The organism is Miniimonas sp. S16 (assembly GCF_057748195.1).
On the sequence record NZ_CM173242.1, the window covers coordinates 2,610,679 to 2,626,832 of the forward strand.

Genomic DNA, 16,154 nt, shown 5'->3' on the forward strand with positions numbered 1-16,154 from the left:
ACCCGGCGAAGCCGCAGGTCAGCGGCGAGCGAGCAGCAGCGCCCAGGACGCGAGCGCCGCACTGCCGACGACGCCGAACGAGGCCCCGACGTAGGCGGTGGTCGACGCCGTCGTGATCGTGCCGTTGACCTGCGGGATCGCACTCGCGTCCACGCCCGCGAGCAGGATGACGAGCACGGCCAGCCCGACGCCGATCCCGACGACGGCCGTGAGCCCGAGCAGCCACGCGGCGAGGATGCGGCCCGCGGTGCCGGGCTCGCCGTCGGCGGCGCGTCCGCTGCTGGGCACGAGCACGAGCAGCGTCCAGGCGCTCACGACCGCGAACGCGGCGACGACGTCGGCGGGCCGGTGCCAGCCGAGCGCGAGCGTGGCGACGGCCGTCGCGGCGGCGTAGGCGGCGCCGAGGATCGCGGTGACCGGTCGTGCCGCGCGCGGGACGACGAGCAGTGCCACGGCGGCGACCGAGGCGGCGACCGTGGTGTGCCCGCTCGGCAGCGAGTTGTCCGAGGCCCAGCCGAGCAGGCCGTCGTCGACGGGCCGCTCGAGCAGACCCTTGAGGATCTGGGTGGTGAGGTTCGCGCCCGCGACGATTCCGGCCGCGCGCACGGCGTCGCCCCAGCGGCGTCGGATCAGCGCCACGGCGACGGCGAGCGTCACGGCCGCGACGAGGAACCACGGGGACACGACCCCGAGGATCAGGCGGCTGATGCCCGCGATCTGCTCGCGGCCGCGCTCGGAGCCGAGGAACGCCAGCTGGTCGGCGTAGCGGCCGCGCGCGTCGACCTCGAAGAACGCCCAGATCCAGACGATGCTCGCAACGGCGAGCAGCGAGCCGACGAGGCACCAGACCCAGCGGGTCTGGGCTCGGGTGGGGCGGGGTGCCGGCGCGTACGGGCCGGGGGCATGCGGTCCGGGCGCGTGCGTACCGGAGGCGTAGGGGTTGGGCGCGGGAGCGCCGGGTGCACCGGGCGGACCGGCCGGCGGGCCCGGCAGGGCGCCGGGCGCGCTGCCCGGCTGCGCGCCGGCGCCCGGAGGCGTCACCATGGTCATGAACCTACGGTAGGCGGCCGGCTCAGCGGGACCTGGGAGTGCTGTCGACGCCGCGTCGCGGTCGTGCGGAGATCCTGTGCCGGGCGGCGGACCGCCGGGCAGCATCCCGCCGGCGGCCCGCCGGGGCGTGGACCGCGCAGGCGGCGACCCGGCGAGGAGCAGAGCGCGCGGCGGCCCGCCGGTGAGCACACCGCGCAGCAGCCTTCGGTCAGCCCTTGGGCGCCGCCGCGCGGGAGCGCGTCGTCGAGCTGCGCGACGTCGTCGACGCCCGACCTCGTGCCGCGGGGCGCTTCGCCGGCCCCTTGGCGCGCTTCTCGGCGAGCATCTCGTACGCGCGCTCGGGCGTGAGCGACTCGATGGACTCTGCCTTCGGGATCGTGACGTTCGTGGTGCCGTCCGTGACGTACGGACCGAACCGGCCGTCCTTGACGAGCACGGGCTTCTCGCTCACCGGGTCGTTCCCGAGCTCGCGCAGCGCCGAGGCGGCCGCACGCTGACCGCGCCGCTGCTTGGGCTGCGCGTAGATCGCGAGCGCCTCCTCGAGCGTGACGTCGAAGATCTGCTCCTCGGTCTCGAGCGAGCGCGAGTCGGTGCCCTTCTTGAGGTACGGCCCGTACCGGCCGTTCTGCGCCGTGATCTCCTCGCCGGACTCCGGGTCGGTGCCGACCACACGCGGCAGCGACATGAGCTGCAGCGCCTGCTCGAGCGTCACGGTGTCCAGCGACATCGACTTCAGCAGCGACCCGGTGCGCGGCTTCACCTTCGCCGGCGCCTTCTTGCGGCCCTTCGCCGCGGTGCTCTTCACCGTCGTACCCGTTGTCGCCGTCGTACCCGTCGCCGTCGTGCCGGTCTCCCCGGCCGCGGCGCCCTTCTCGTCGGCGGCGGCCGGCGCGTCGTCCGGGATCACCTCGGTGACGTACGGCCCGTACCGGCCGTTGCGCGCGACGACCTGGTAGCCCGTGGCGGGGTCGGTGCCGAGCTCGCGGTCGCCGTCGGACTGCGTCGTCAGCAGCTCCAGCGCCCGCTCGGGCGTCAGCTCGTCGGGCGCGACGTCCTCGGGGACCGAGGCGCGCAGGGGCTCGCCGTCGGGGCCGGTGCCCTCGAGGTAGGGGCCGTATCGGCCCACCCGCAGCGTGATGCCGTTGCCGACCGGGATCGAGTTGATGTCGCGAGCGTCGATCTCACCGAGGTCGTCCACGAGCGACTGCAGCCCGGGCGAGCCCGAGGTCCACGGCCCGAAGTAGAACTCCTGCAGCCAGGCGACGCGGTCCTGCTCGCCGCTCGCGATGCGGTCCAGGTCGGACTCCATCGCGGCCGTGAAGTCGTAGTCCACGAGCGAGCCGAAGTGGTCCTCGAGGAGGCGGACCACGGAGAACGCGAGCCAGGACGGCACCAGCGCCTGCCCGCGGCGCAGCACGTAGCCCCGGTCGGTGATGACGCTGATCGTGGCCGCGTAGGTGGACGGGCGGCCGATCCCGCGCTCCTCCAGCGCCGCGGTGAGCGACGCCTCGGTGTAGCGCGGCGGCGGGGAGGTCTCGTGGCCCGCGGCCTCGAGGTTCTCCTTCGTCACGGCGTCGCCCTCGCTGACGTCGGGCAGGCGCGCCTCGCTGGCCTCGGCGTCGTACCGGCCGGCGTCGCGGCCCTCCTCGTACGCCGCGAGGAACCCGCGGAAGGTGATGACGGTGCCGGACGCGGAGAACTCCGCGACCGTGCCCGAGGGATGCGCGCCGGAGCGCTCGGAGGCGACGTCCGCCGTCGTCGGCGCGCCGATCCGCAGCGTGGCGGTCGACCCGCGGGCATCGGCCATCTGCGAGGCGACCGTCCGCTTCCAGATGAGCTCGTAGAGGCGGAACTGATCGCCCGAGAGCTCCCCGGCGACCTGCGCCGGCGTGCGGAAGTGGTCGCCGGCGGGCCGGATGGCCTCGTGCGCCTCCTGGGCGTTCTTGCTCTTGTTGGCGTAGACACGCGGCTTCTCGGGCACGAACTCGGCGCCGTAGAGGTCCGCGGCCTGGCGCCGCGCCGCCGCGATCGCCTCGGTGGACAGCGTCACCGAGTCGGTGCGCATGTACGTGATGTAGCCGTTCTCGTACAGCCCCTGCGCCGTGCGCATGGTCGCGCGGGAGTTGAGCCGGAGCTTGCGGCTCGCCTCCTGCTGCAGCGTCGAGGTGGTGAACGGGGCCGCCGGGCGGCGCGTGTACGGCTTGGTGTCCACGCCCACGACGGCGAAGCTCGCCGTCTCCAGCGCGCTCACCAGCGCGGTGGTCGCCGCCTCGTCCAGGTGCACGACCGATCCGGCCCGCGTGCGCAGGGCGCCGGTGTCGTCGAAGTCGCGACCCGTGGCCACGCGCGTGCCGCCGAGCGCGCTGAGCCGCGCGGTGAACGTGGTGCCGGACCCGGGCTCGGCCGCGTCTCCGCCGCCGGTGAACGTGCCGGTGACGTCCCAGTAGGACGCCGCGACGAACGCCATCCGCTCGCGCTCGCGCTCGACCACGAGGCGGGTGGCGACCGACTGCACGCGGCCCGCGGACAGGCCGGGGCCGATCTTGCGCCACAGCACGGGGGAGACCTCGTAGCCGTAGAGCCGGTCGAGGATGCGGCGGGTCTCCTGGGCGTCGACGAGGCGGGTGTCCAGGTCGCGCGTGGCGGTCAGGGCGCGCTGGATCGCCTCGCGGGTGATCTCGTGGAACACCATGCGCTTGACGGGCACCTTCGGCTGCAGCACCTCGAGCAGGTGCCACGCGATGGCCTCGCCCTCGCGGTCCTCATCGGTGGCGAGGTAGAGCTCGTCGGCATCCTTGAGCTTCTTCTTGAGCTCGGCGACCTTCTTGCGCTTGTCCGCGTCGACCACGTAGTAGGGGTCGAACCCGTTGTCGACGTCGACGGCGAACTTGCGGTACGGGCCCTTCTTCATCTCCGCGGGCAGCTCGCTCGGCTGCGGCAGGTCCCGGATGTGCCCGACGCTCGCCTCGACCTCGTAGCCCGCGCCGAGGAACGGCGTGATGGTGCGCGCCTTCGTCGGCGACTCGACGATGACGAGCTTGGTCGGGGTCTTGGTGGGCACGAGCGGCCTTCCGAAAGTGGGGGCCCGCGTCGCCTCCGTACGGGCCGGATCGGCGCGGTCGTTCGTGGCGGACCATACCTCGGCTCGCCGACGTCCGCGCAACCCGGCCGCCGCCGCATGTGGACCGCCTGGGGAGCGACGGCCGCTACTGGCCGAGCCCGCCGAGGTGCCCGCGCAGGCGCTCCAGCCGCGCCGCGCTGCGCTCGTCGAGCCCCACCATGCGCACCCGGGTGCCGTGCCGGGCGTACTTCTCGACGACGGCGTCGAGGGCCGCGACGCCGGACGCGTCCCAGACCTGCGCGCCGGTGAGGTCGAGCACCACCCGGTCCGGGTCGCCGGTGTAGTCGAAGGACTCGATCACCGCGTTCGCCGAGGCGAAGAAGAGCTCGCCCTCGATCGCGTACGTCTGCTCGCCGTCGGACGCGTTGCCGGAGGGGTGCTCGCAGGTGCGCTCGCCGTCGGAGGTGTGCTCGCCGTCGCGCGCCTCGTCCGTGTCCCCGAGCCGGGTCACCCGAGCGACCCGGGTGACGGTCGTGACCTGCGCGACCCGGTTCGCGAACAGCACGCCCGCGACGAGCACCCCGAGGATCACGCCGATCGCGAGGTTGTGGGTGACGATCGTGGTGAGGAGCGTCGTGAGCATCACGGCGGTCTCGGACTTCGGCATCCGGCGCAGGGTGCGCGGCGCGATCGAGCGCCACTCGAACGTCGTGAACGCGACCATGAGCATGACCGCCACGAGCGCCGCCATCGGGATCTGCGCCACGGCGTCGCCGAGCAGGAGGACGAGCGCGAGCAGGAGCGCGCCGGCGAGGAACGTCGACACCCGGCTGCGCGCGCCGGTCTGGCGGACGTTGACGATCGTGGGACCGATCTCCGCGCAGCCGCCCATCCCGCCGAACAGGCCGGTCACGACGTTCGCCACGCCCTGACCCCACGCCTCACGCGTCTTGGAGGAGGGGGTGTCGGTGAGGTCGTCGACGAGCTTCGCGGTGAGCAGCGACTCCATGAGTCCGACGAGCGCCATCGCGACGGCGGTCGGCCCGATGATCCGCAGCGTCTCGAACGTGAGGGGGACGTCGGGCAGCCCGAGGGTGGGCAGTGAGGTCGGGAGCGCGCCCTGGTCGCCGACCGTCGGCACCGCGAGATGCCCGACGAGCACCACGACGCTCAGCACCACCACGGCCACGAGCGGCGGCGGGATCGCCGTTGTGAGGCGGGGTGTGAGCCAGATGATCACGACGCCCGCGACGACGAGCGGGTAGACGAGCCACGGAACGCCGACGAGCTGCGGCAGCTGCGAGATGAAGACGAGCGAGGCGAGCGCGTTGACGAAGCCGACCATCACCGAACGCGGGATGAACCGCATGAGGCGCGCGACGCCGAGCACGCCCACCACGACCTGGACGACGCCCGCGAGGAGTACGGTCGCCACGAGGTAGTCGACGCCGTGCGCGTGCGCCAGGGGTGCGACGACGAGCGACACCGCGCCGGTGGCCGCCGAGATCATCGCGGGTCGGCCGCCCGTGAACGCGATCGCGATCGACATCGTGACGGTGGTGAAGAGGCCGACCCGCGGGTCCACGCCCACGATCACGGAGAACGCGATCGACTCGGGGATGAGGATGAGGGCGACGACGAGCCCGCCGAGCACCTCGGCCCGCAGCCGGCGCGGTGAGGCGAGCGCGGCGCGCACCGTGGTCACGCGGGTCAGCGTACGCACCGCCCGTAGGCTGACCGCGTGACCGACCCCGACGCGTCGACCGCCCCCAGCCCGCTGCGTCCCGCGGACGCCTACCCCGATCCCGCCGGCGCTCCTGCGCTGCGCTGGGGCATCCTCGCGCCGGGCGGCATCGCGCGGCGGTTCGCCCACGAGATCCCGCGCTTCACCGCCTCGCGGGTGGTCGCCGTCGGGTCCCGTGACCTCGGCCGGGCCGAGGCGTTCGCGGCGGACCACGACATCCCCCGGGCCTACGGCTCGTACGCCGAGCTCATGGCCGACGGCGAGGTCGACGCCGTGTACGTCGCCTCGCCGCACAGCGCCCACCTCGAGCTGGCCTCGCTCGCGCTGACCGCGGGCCGCCCGGTGCTCGTGGAGAAGTCGCTGACCCGGAACGCCGCCGAGGCGCGGGAGCTGTTCGACCTCGCCGCGTCGCGCGGGCTGTTCGCCATGGAGGCGATGTGGTCGCGGTTCCTGCCGCACTACCGCGCGGTGGTCGACGCGGTGCACGACGGCGCGATCGGCGAGGTCCTGACCGTCACCGCCCAGCACGGTCAGCACCTCGTGTTCGGACCCGAGCACCGGCTCTGGGACCCGGCGCTCGCCGGCGGCGCGATGCTCGACCTCACGGTGTACCCGCTGTCGTTCGCGCACGCGCTGCTCGGCGTCCCGGACCAGGTGCACGCGTTCGGCGCGCTGTCGGAGCTCGGGGTGGACACGGGGGAGACGGTCGTGCTGCGCTACGGCGAGCGCACCGTGGCCGTGGCGCAGGCCTCGCTGGAGACGGCGATGGCGAACGAGGCGACGATCGCGGGCACCCACGGCCGGATCGACCTGGCTGGCAGCTTCTACACGCCGGTCGAGGTCGCGCTGTCCACGCACGACGGCGCCTCCTGGCGCCTGCCGGTGCAGCACGAGGGCGGGTTCCAGTTCCAGGCCGCCGAGGTCGCGCGTCGGGTCGCGGCCGGGGAGACGAGCTCGCCGCTCATGTCGTGGCAGGCGAGCGTCGAGGTCATGGAGCTCATGGACGAGGCGCGCGCCCAGCTCGGGGTGGTCTTCCCGGGGGAGTGACCGGCCGCGCCGTCTACCCTGGGCCGGTGACCCGTGCCGCGACTCGCCTGCCCGGCGGGCTGTTCCTCTCCTTCGAGGGTGGCGACGGCGCCGGTAAGTCGACGCAGCTGACGCACCTCGCGGACTGGCTCGAGCAGGAGCACGGGCTCGAGGTGGTCCGCACCCGCGAGCCGGGCGGCACGGACCTGGGCCGGACGCTGCGCACCCTCGTCCTGCACGGCGACGACGTCGACGCCCGCACCGAGGCACTCCTGTACGCGACCGACCGCGCGCACCACGTCGCGACGCTCGTGCGGCCCGCGCTCGAGCGCGGCGCGGTGGTGCTCACCGACCGCTACCTCGACTCCTCCCTCGCCTACCAGGCCGGGGGGCGCGAGCTGGGGATGGCCGAGCTGCGCGACCTGCAGATGTGGGCGGTCGGTGGTCTACTGCCCGCCATGACGATCCTGCTCGACCTCGACCCGGCGCTCCTGCCGCAGCGGCTCACGGGTGCGCCGGACCGGCTCGAGCGCGCCGGCGAGGAGTTCCACCGCCGCACCCGCGCGGCCTACCTCGCGCTCGCCGCCGAGGAGCCGGCGCGGTGGCGCGTGCTGGACGCCTCGCGAAGCGTCGGTGAGCTCGAGACCGAGGTGCGGCTCGCCGTCGCGCCCCTGCTCGGCCGCGTGTCCCCGGTGGTGCCGGCATGAGTGCCGGCACCAGCCCCGAGGCCGCGGCGCCGCTCGACATCTGGGCCGACGTCGTGGGCCAGGAGGACGCCGTCGCCGTGTTGCGCCACGCCGTGGCAGACCCGACGGCCATGACGCACGCCTGGCTGCTGACCGGGCCGCCCGGATCGGGCCGCTCGGTCGCCGCGCGCGCGTTTGCCGCGGACCTCATCGCCTCGAGCACGCCCCGGTCCGACGGCGAGCCGACCTCCGGCGGTGAGCTCGCCGTCGCGCGTGCGGGGGCCGCGGAGCGGGTGCTGCGCGGGGTGCACCCGGACCTGCACGTCGTCGCGACGGACAAGACCGTCATCACGGTCGCCGAGGTGCGCGACCTCGTGACGCTCGCGCAGCGCTCCCCGGCGGAGTCGGGCTGGCGGGTGATCGTCGTGGAGGACGCGGACCGGATCGTCGAGCGCAGCGCGAACGCGCTGCTCAAGGCCATCGAGGAGCCGCCGCCGCGCACCGTCTGGGTGCTGTGCGCGCCGAGCGAGCAGGACGTCATCACCACCGTGCGCTCGCGGTGCCGGCACGTCACGCTGCGCGTGCCGACCGCCGAGGCGGTGGCGGGGCTGCTCGTGCGGCGGCACGGCGTGGACGGCGGTGAGGCGCTGCTGGCGGCGCGCGCGGCGCAGAGCCACATCGGGCTTGCGACGAGCCTCGCGCTGCGCCCCGAGGCACGGGCGCGGCGGGCCAGGGTGCTCGAGATCGCGAGCAGGGTCCGCGGCGTGGGGGACGCGATCCTCGCCGCGGGCGAGCTCGTCGAGGTCGCCACGGCTCAGGCGACGGCGAGCGCGGCCGAGCGTGACGCCACGGAGCGCGCCGCGCTGCTGCGGGCGCTCGGGGCCGACGGCGAGGCCACCCTTCCGCCGACGGTGCGGGCGCAGGTGCGCCAGCTCGAGGACGACCAGAAGCGGCGGGCGAAACGCGCCGTGGTCGACGGGCTCGACCGGGCGATGACGGACCTGCTCTCGTTCTACCGCGACGTGCTCGTCGTGCAGCTGGGCGCGGAGGTCTCGCTCGTGAACGAGGCGCAGGCGGCGGACGTCCGCGCGGTCGCCGCGTCGAGCACGCCCGAGGGGACGCTCGCGCGGATGGACGCGATCGGTGTGGCGCGCACGCGGCTGGCCGGGAACGTCGCGCCGCTGCTGGCCGTCGAGGCGATGACGGTCGCGCTGCGACCGCAGGGCGAGGGGGTCCGGCGATGAGGGTCGGGACTGCGGTGCGCGTGACGGTGCGCGTGGTCGTCACCGGGCTGGCGGGGGCGCTGCTCGCCGTCGGTCTCTCGGGCTGCGACGACTCACCGCCGATGCTGCAGCCCGTTGCGCCGGTGCCGACCGTCACGGAGGGCTGAGCGCGGGTCCACTCGGCCTGTGCGCCGCCGCCGAGGCCCAAAAAGGCAGCGGGACGGCGACGCGCCCTCCGCGCCGCCGTCCCGCTGGTCTCTCGCGAGTTCGCGTCCCCCACGCGAGCTCGCTGGTCCCGAGGTCCTGCGCCCCCCTGCGGCGCCGGACCCTGGTGGTTCGGAGTCCTGCGCCCCCCTGCGGCGCCGGACTCTGGAAGCTCGGGCTGGCCGGGTCATCGGGTTCGGGTCCTGCGCCCCCCTGCGGCGCCGGACCCGAACCCCCGATGTCCTGACACCTACCTCGACGGACGAGCACGGCAGATCTGACGCCGGCCGGGGTGTGACGTGCGTCACACGAGGACGCGAGGCAGGATGGGGGGATGACGGAGCGAGCTGCGGGGCCCCGGACCATCGCGATCGTGGGCGGCGCCGGCAAGGTCGCGCGACGCCTCCTGCCGCTCCTGCTCGCCGACGACCGCACCGTGGTGCCGCTCGTCCGCCGACCCGAGCAGGCGAGCGAGCTCGAGGCGCTCGGCGCCGAGCCGCGGCTGCTCGACATCGAGCGCGCCGGCGTCGTGGACTACCTGCCCGTGCTCGACGGCGTGGATGCGGTCGTGTTCGCGGCCGGCGGCGGCCCGGACGGGAACGCCGAGCGCAAGCGCACCGTGGACCTCGGCGGCACGCTGGCCACGCTCGCCGCGTGCGCCGAGCTGGGCATCCGGCGCTATGTCCAGGTCTCGGCGATCGGCGTGGATCAGCCGCCGGCCGCCGACTCCTCACCGGTCTGGCAGGCCTACGTCGCCGCCAAGAAGGTCTCCGACCACGCCGTGCGCCGCAGCGAGCTGGACTGGACGATCCTGCGGCCCGCGGCGCTGCTCGACGACGAGCCCACCGGGCACGTCCAGCTCGGCGTCGACCTCGAGCCCGCGCCGATCTCGCGTGGCGACGTGGCCGCCGTCATCGCCGCGGTGCTGCCGCAGCCCGCGACCCTGCGCCGGCAGTGGGATGTGGTGGGCGGCGTGCTCCCGGTGCTCGAGGCGGTCGCGCGAGCCGCGAGCTGACGCCGATTGGGCGCCTCGCCGAGGCTCGGGTACAGTGGACGCCGCTGCCCGGGCGATCCTCGGTCAGCGTCGCCGCCTTAGCTCAGTCGGCAGAGCGATTCACTCGTAATGAATAGGTCAAGGGTTCGATTCCCTTAGGCGGCTCCACCGAAGGCCCGGAATCCACGTGATTCCGGGCCTTCCGCGTTCTCGCCCGGTCGCGGAGGATCTCACTGGTCGCCGGGCCCGTGGCGATCGCTCTCGAGCGGGTCGCCCGACCGCTTGACCGGGGCGCGAGGCGTCAGCTCGTGCGCGCGCAGGTACCCGCCGTGCGCCTGCGCCGGCGCCACGCCGTTGCGGGCGTCGAGGCGGCCCGCGTCGCCGTCGGCCCAGCCCAGTGCGAACGCCGGCCGCGTGAGGTCGTTCGCCTCCTCACGGGCGGCCGCGAGCGCGCCGTCGCGGTAGGTCGCGAACCCGAGCAGGGTCACCCGCCCCGTGGGGGGAGCGCCCTTGAACCCCGCGAGGCCCGACCGGGCCTGGGCCACGCCGGTCCAGTACGCGGCGAAGACCGTCTGACCGATGGCGGTCAGCCACGCCGGTGCGGCGGTTCCCGGCTGCGCGGCGACGGCCGCCTGCTCGCCGGCCCAGACGTCCTGCGCCCCCTCGACCGCACCCGAGCGCGCGGGCACCGCTCCCGCGGCCTGAGCAGCGCCGTGGGCGAGGCCCGCCCGGTAGTCGTCGGCGCCCTGGGCGCCGCCCGCGCCATGGGTCGCGGCGGTCGCGGTGGCGGTCGTCGGGTTCGCCCGCACGAGGTCGACCCCCGCCCAGTAGTCCCGCCAGCCCTGCGCCGCCGCCGTCGAGTCCGTCGGCGCGTCGGCGTCGCGGGGGTGGCTCGCGGCGGCCGTCACGCCGGCGCGGTAGTCCCCGTGTCCGCGCGCGGCGAGCACGCGCGCCGGTGCAGCGCCGGCCGCGTCCGACCGCGCGGACACGGCGCCGCCGAGGTACTCGGCGTGGCCGGCGCTGCCGAGCTGCTCCGAACGTCCGGCCCCGCCGGGGTCGGTCTGCCCCGACCGGGCGAGCGCGCCGCCGCGTGCGTGGTGGAACCCGCTCAGGTATCCCGCGTCGGTGCGCAGGGGGGCCGGGGTGCCCGCGACGTCGTCGCCCGCCGCCATCCCGTCCGCACACGCCTGCCAGCCGCGCTGGTGGCCGGACCGGGTCGGCACGGCTGGACCGCCCGCCTTGCAGGCCTCGACGCCGTCGCGGTAGTCGACGAACCCCTCGCGGCGAGCGCCTCCCGCAGGCTCGACGTCGGCGAGGGCGTCGAGCGTGCTCGCCGCGTGCTCGGCGCCCGCGCGGTAGTCGGTCGCCCCGGCGCGCCCGGCGGACGTCGCGGCCCCGGCGTCGTCGAAGACCGTCCGCGCCGCGTCGGCTCCGAGCCAGTACTCCGACCACGCGGCCGTGCGCGCCTGGCTGTCCGCGGCAGGCGGGCTGCTCCGGTCGGCGCTCCGTGCGGCCGCGACCCCGGCGAGGTACTCCGTGTGACCCAGACCCTCGACCGGGCCCGCGGGGGGCGGCGCCGCGAGGTCGGTGCGCGCCGACGTGACGCCCGCGCCGTACGCCCCGTGCCCCTCGGCGGCCACGCCGTCGCCGCCCGCGCCCGGCGTGGGCACGGCCCGACCGGCCCGCGCGTGCACCGCCCCGTAGGCGTGCAGGAACCCGACGAGGTAGGCGCCCTCGGTGCGGGGTGGCTGGCCCGTGGCGTCCAGCGCCGCGGCTCCCGCGGTCAGTCCCTCCTGGCACGCCTGCCAGGCCTTGGCCGCGCCGGAGCGCGCCGGATCGGCCGGTCGTCCGGCACGGCACGCCGCCGCGCCGTCGCGGTAGTCGGCGAGTCCCTCGCCGCGCCCACCGCCGCCGGGCCCGACGGCGAGCGTCGCCGCCAACGTCGTCTCGCCGTCGGCGACGCCCGCCTCGTAGTCCTCGGCGCCCGCGCGGGCTGCGGCCACCGGCATCGGGTACGGGCCGGACGCCGTCCGGGCGTGGTCGACGCCCTGCCAGTACTCGGCGACGGCGCGCACCGCCGCGGCCTCGCCGCCGGGGACGGCGACGCCCCGGGCGTGCCCGCGCGCGTGCTCGACGCCGGCGACGTACTCGGCGTGCCCGCGTGCCTCGCTCGGGCGGCCGGGCGCCGCCGAGGACAGGTCCGCGCGCGCCGCGGCCTCGCCGGCCAGGTAGCCCGAGTGGCCGGCGCGGGACAGGTCACCGACGCTGCCCACGGAGGCGTCCGCCGCGCGGTCGGACCGGGCGTCCGCCTCACCGGAGCCGTGGTGGAAGCCCGCGAGGTACCCGGCGTCGGTGCGCGTGGCGGGCGTGCCGGCTCGCCCGGCCGACTCCCCGTCCGCCGCGGCCTGCCAGCCCAGGACGTGAGCGGTGCGCGCGGGGTCCGCGGGCGTCCCGTTGAGGTGCGCCTCCACGCCCGTTCGATAGTCCGAGGCCGCCTCGCTCGCGCCGCCGCCCGCCGGGACGGCTGTGAGGGACGGCAGGTCGTGGGCGACGAGCGTGAGGGCGTCGCGGAAGGCGCGGACGCCTGCGGCGCCGATCCCCGCCGCGGGCGGGGCCGCCACGAACGCGTCGGCGACGGGCCGACTGCGGGCGAAGTCCACACCCGCCCAGTACGCGGCGACGGCCAGCTGCTGGACCGACGTGGCGTTGGCCGGTGCCGTCCCGCGCGGGTTGCCCTGCGCGTGGGTGAGCGCGGCGAGCACGTCGGCGTGGCCGGCGGCGGCGCCGAGCGCCAGTGGACTGGCTGTGGTGGGGTCCGCGAGCGCCGCGCCTGCGCCCGCCCAGTAGTCGTCGTACCCCCCGCCCTGACCGAGGTTGCCCGGTGGGACGGCGCCCGGCGGGTTCGCCCGGGCGTGCGTGACGCCGCCCCAGTAGTCGCGGTGTCCCTCCGCCTGACCGAGGTTGCCCGCGGGCGCGGCGAGGAGAGGATGGCTCTTCGCGTGGGTCACACCGGCCCAGAAGTCCGAGTGGCCCGCGATCTCCGCACGTCCCGTCGTCGGCGGCGTGGCCTGGGGCATCGTGCGGCCCTTGCCCACGCCCGTCCAGTACTCGCCGTGCGAGGCGATCGCGGCAGGCGGACTCGCGGGCGGCGACGCGAGCGGGTTGACCCGCCCGTGGGCGATACCCGCCTCGAAGTCGGCGTAGCCGGTGGTGTAGCCGCGCCCGAGCCGAGTGGCCGAGGCAGGGCCGTTCCGCGACTCCGTCACGCCGTCGAGGTAGTGCTGGTGCCCGGCCTGCCACGCGGCGTTCGCCCCGCCCGCGATCCCCATGCCTGCCCGGGCGGCCTCGATCCCGTGCCAGCGCTGCGGGATGACGTGCGGGCGCGCGAGCGTCGGGGGGAGCGTCTTGGCGCTGGTCGCCGGCAGCGCGCCGCCCGTCGCCCCCTGCTGGTGCTCCTTGAACGTGGGCAGGTGGCTCCAGCTCGCACCCTTGCCGCCCGGATACTCGTCGGCCTGCTTGGCGGGCGCGACGTAGGACAGCGGGCTGGGGATCTGGATCACGAGTGATCCCGACGCGCCGCCGACCTTGGCGGTCGCGCCAGCGTTGGTCACGCCGGGGCCGTCCTGGAGCTCCTCCCACGTCGCCGTGAGGCTGTTGGCGTACCCGAACGTGGCGGCGGTCGGGCCCAGGCCCGCGGCGGTCGCGGGAGCGAGGTTGCCCTGCAGCCGGTGCCGCAGGCGCGGTCCGGACCCGGTGCCGTAGGTGATGCGGACGGTGTAGCGGAACCACGCGGTCTTCGCCGCGGTCTTGACGAACTTCTCGATGAGGTTCTTGTGGTCGCCGTTCGTCGGCTGCTGCGGGAACGCGGTGAGGTTCTGGGCGGCGTTCGCGTGGCCCGGGTTGCCCGGCCCGCCGAGGTTGTCGTTGAGCAGGTGGCCCTGGCAGTACATCGCGCCCGCCGTGGCGGAGCTGAACAGGTGGGTGTAGTCGTAGGGCCGGAAGCCGACCTGCGTGCCGGGACCCGAGCCGTACGTGTAGCCCGGACCGACGATCGCCTCGACCCGGGTGCCCTGGCCGGTCACCGGGTCGACGGGGTCCCACGCGGCGTCGTTGACGAGCGCCCGCTGCACCACCAGGCCCGCGGTCGCGCGGTTGCCCGCAGCGCGCTGGAGCGCGACGAGGGCGGCGGGGGAGCGCAGCACAGCCGGGCGAGGTGCCGCCTCGACCTGGTCCCGCGTCGCGACCGGTGCGAGTCGGCGGGCCGGCGCGTCCGGGCGCGGGCGGGGCGTCTCCTCGCGCGCGGCTGCACGGGTCATGCGTCCGCCCAGCGCCGCGTGGTCCGCATGCCCCAGCATCTGTCATCCGCCGACGGCCAGGAGAGGGCGGCCCGTGCACATCGGCTGCCCTTCCGGGCAGAGCGGGTGTCGGCCGGCCGGCGGGGCCGGCGAGGCGGGGCCGGCGAGGCGGGGCCCACGCTCACGTCGCCGGTCGCACCGGCGAACCCCGTCAGCCCAGCTGCGCCAGCCACTCCCCGACCATCGCGCGCGACGCCGCCTGCGCGCCCTCGAGGAACCGCGCCCGGTCGGCCGTCAGCTGCTCCGCCGTCGGGCCGTCCTCGATCTCGTCCGCCCACTGCCGTACCCAGCCGCGGTGGATCTCCTCGTCGACCTCGGGGTGGAACTGCACCGCGAGCAGCCAGGGGCCGATCCGGTACGCCTGCGGGTAGGCGGGCGTGGTCGCGAGCAGCTCCGCGCCGTCGGGCACCGCGAACGTGTCGTGGTGCCACTCCACCATCGCCACCCCCGCGACGTGCCGCACGGGCGAGCTCACGCCCGCCGCGGTGACGTCGATCGGCACGAACCCGACCTCGTGCACCTCGCCGCGCCACGCCCTCGCGCCGAGCGCCTGCGCGAGCAGCTGCGCGCCGAGGCAGATCGCGAGGATCGGACGCCGCGCGTCGGCCCGCCGCCGCAGCAGCGCCGTCTCGGCTGTGAGGTAGGGGTAGATCTCGCCCTGGTAGGCGCCCTCGGTGCCGCCGAGCACCACGAGCACGTCCGGCGCGAGCACGTCGAGCCCGTCGAGGTCGGCGGTCGGGGCGTCGAGGGTCGTGACGGCGTAGCCGTGCGCCGCGAGCGTCCCGGCCACGTTCCCGAGGCCGATGTCGGGGGCGTGGCGCAGCACGAGGGCGGTCGGCAGCGGCGCAGCGGAGGAGTCGGTCACGAGGGCCGATCCTGCCCGGCCCACGTTGCGGGCGGGTGACACGGCCGCGGCGGGCGGCACGCCGTCGGGCGCGCGTTCCGCGGCCGGCACGACGGCGGACCAGCGATCCGCGGCCGGCTACCCGTAGCGCGCGGCGAACGCCGCCAGGACCTGGCCGGTGTGCCGCACGTCGGCGGCGCGGACGCGGGCGACGACCTCGTCCACCTCCGCGGGGTCGTAGTAGCCCTCGTAGCGGTAGGCGAGCAGCCGGTCCACGATGCCCTGGCGGTCGAGCTCGGGGTGGAACTGCGTGGCGTAGACGTTCTCGCGGAACCGCATCATCTGCACGGGCGCCGTCGTGGAGGAGGCGAGCAGGACGCAGTCGGGTGGGACGTCCCTCAGCGCCTCCTTGTGGCCGACGTAGGCCTGGAAGGTGTCGGGGATGCCGGCGAGCAGGGGGTCGGCGCGGCCCGCGTCGGTGAGCGTGACGGGCACGGCGCCGACCGGTTCGCCGTACGTGGTGTCGACGGTGCCGCCCAGGAACGTGCCGAGCGTGCCGACGCCGTAGCACGCGCCGAGGAACGGGACGTCGCGCTCGCACACGTCCGTCAGCAGCGCCGCGATCTCCGTCTCGACCCGCACCTGGACGTCCGACTTCGTGGCAGGCGCGTCGCTCGAGGTGAACGGGCTGCCGCCGACCACGATGCCCGCGATCGCGTCGAGGTCCAGCGCGGGCATCGAGACGGCCTCCAGGCGCACGCGGCGCAGGCGCTCCTGCCCGATGCCCATGAACCGCGCGAACGCCTCGTACTCCGCGTCCGCCACCGTCTCGTCGGCGCGCGTGGCGAGCAGCACGAACTCGGCGCCGGGCCGTCGCCGGGGGCGGTGCGCGTCCATGGGCACAGTCAAGCGCACGGGGCGGCGTGGTGCGTGCGAGCGCGGGTACGGGACCGACGTGCAAGATCGG

The 16,154-nt window shown here is 75.6% G+C and carries 11 protein-coding genes and 1 tRNA gene; 6 read left to right on the forward strand and 6 right to left on the reverse strand.

What is annotated here, in order from left to right; all coding sequences use genetic code 11:
* Positions 1 to 18: 18 nt before the first annotated feature.
* The 3 genes from AC3AQ1_RS11390 to AC3AQ1_RS11400 form a co-directional block, all read right to left on the reverse strand.
* Positions 19 to 1,050 (reverse strand): phosphatase PAP2 family protein, encoded by a 1,032-nt coding sequence (locus AC3AQ1_RS11390; RefSeq protein ID WP_108719062.1) that lies wholly within the window; start codon positions 1,048 to 1,050, stop codon positions 19 to 21.
* A gap of 208 nt (positions 1,051 to 1,258) precedes the next feature.
* Positions 1,259 to 4,111 carry a type I DNA topoisomerase gene (gene topA, locus AC3AQ1_RS11395; protein WP_108719063.1) on the reverse strand — a complete coding sequence of 951 codons (2,853 nt, stop codon included), beginning with the start codon at positions 4,109 to 4,111 and terminating at the stop codon, positions 1,259 to 1,261.
* A gap of 145 nt (positions 4,112 to 4,256) precedes the next feature.
* Positions 4,257 to 5,816, reverse strand: coding sequence for a SulP family inorganic anion transporter (locus AC3AQ1_RS11400; RefSeq protein ID WP_370445278.1), 1,560 nt, complete (start codon positions 5,814 to 5,816; stop codon positions 4,257 to 4,259).
* A 36-nt stretch (positions 5,817 to 5,852) separates the two neighbouring features.
* On the opposite strand from AC3AQ1_RS11400, the gene AC3AQ1_RS11405 reads away from it, so the two are divergent.
* The 6 genes from AC3AQ1_RS11405 to AC3AQ1_RS11430 all read left to right on the forward strand — a co-directional run bounded on the left by AC3AQ1_RS11405 (position 5,853) and on the right by AC3AQ1_RS11430 (position 10,156).
* A complete protein-coding gene (locus AC3AQ1_RS11405) occupies positions 5,853 to 6,902 on the forward strand; it encodes a Gfo/Idh/MocA family protein (RefSeq protein WP_234417488.1) in 1,050 nt (349 codons plus the stop codon).
* Between the two features lie 26 nt (positions 6,903 to 6,928).
* Positions 6,929 to 7,588: a dTMP kinase gene (gene tmk / locus AC3AQ1_RS11410; protein ID WP_108720181.1), complete on the forward strand. Its 660-nt coding sequence runs from the start codon at positions 6,929 to 6,931 to the stop codon at positions 7,586 to 7,588.
* Complete coding sequence (locus AC3AQ1_RS11415; protein WP_108719065.1) at positions 7,585 to 8,811, forward strand: DNA polymerase III subunit delta'; 1,227 nt, start codon at positions 7,585 to 7,587, stop codon at positions 8,809 to 8,811. Before tmk ends, AC3AQ1_RS11415 begins: the two co-directional genes overlap by 4 nt.
* Positions 8,808 to 8,957: a hypothetical protein gene (locus AC3AQ1_RS11420; RefSeq protein WP_159096527.1), complete on the forward strand. Its 150-nt coding sequence runs from the start codon at positions 8,808 to 8,810 to the stop codon at positions 8,955 to 8,957. Before AC3AQ1_RS11415 ends, AC3AQ1_RS11420 begins: the two co-directional genes overlap by 4 nt.
* Before the next feature lie 371 nt (positions 8,958 to 9,328).
* Positions 9,329 to 10,009, forward strand: a complete 681-nt coding sequence (locus AC3AQ1_RS11425) for an NAD(P)H-binding protein (RefSeq protein WP_108719066.1) — start codon at positions 9,329 to 9,331, stop codon at positions 10,007 to 10,009.
* A 71-nt stretch (positions 10,010 to 10,080) separates the two neighbouring features.
* Positions 10,081 to 10,156 (forward strand) — tRNA-Thr (locus AC3AQ1_RS11430).
* Positions 10,157 to 10,218: 62 nt separating this feature from the next.
* Here the strand turns inward: AC3AQ1_RS11430 and AC3AQ1_RS11435 are convergent.
* The 3 genes from AC3AQ1_RS11435 to AC3AQ1_RS11445 all read right to left on the reverse strand — a co-directional run bounded on the left by AC3AQ1_RS11435 (position 10,219) and on the right by AC3AQ1_RS11445 (position 16,084).
* Positions 10,219 to 14,304, reverse strand: coding sequence for a hypothetical protein (locus tag AC3AQ1_RS11435; protein ID WP_159096528.1), 4,086 nt, complete (start codon positions 14,302 to 14,304; stop codon positions 10,219 to 10,221).
* A gap of 190 nt (positions 14,305 to 14,494) precedes the next feature.
* Positions 14,495 to 15,208, reverse strand: coding sequence for a glutamine amidotransferase-related protein (locus tag AC3AQ1_RS11440; RefSeq protein ID WP_159096529.1), 714 nt, complete (start codon positions 15,206 to 15,208; stop codon positions 14,495 to 14,497).
* Positions 15,209 to 15,325: 117 nt separating this feature from the next.
* Positions 15,326 to 16,084, reverse strand: a complete 759-nt coding sequence (locus tag AC3AQ1_RS11445; protein WP_108719069.1) for a glutamine amidotransferase — start codon at positions 16,082 to 16,084, stop codon at positions 15,326 to 15,328.
* Positions 16,085 to 16,154: the final 70 nt, after the last annotated feature.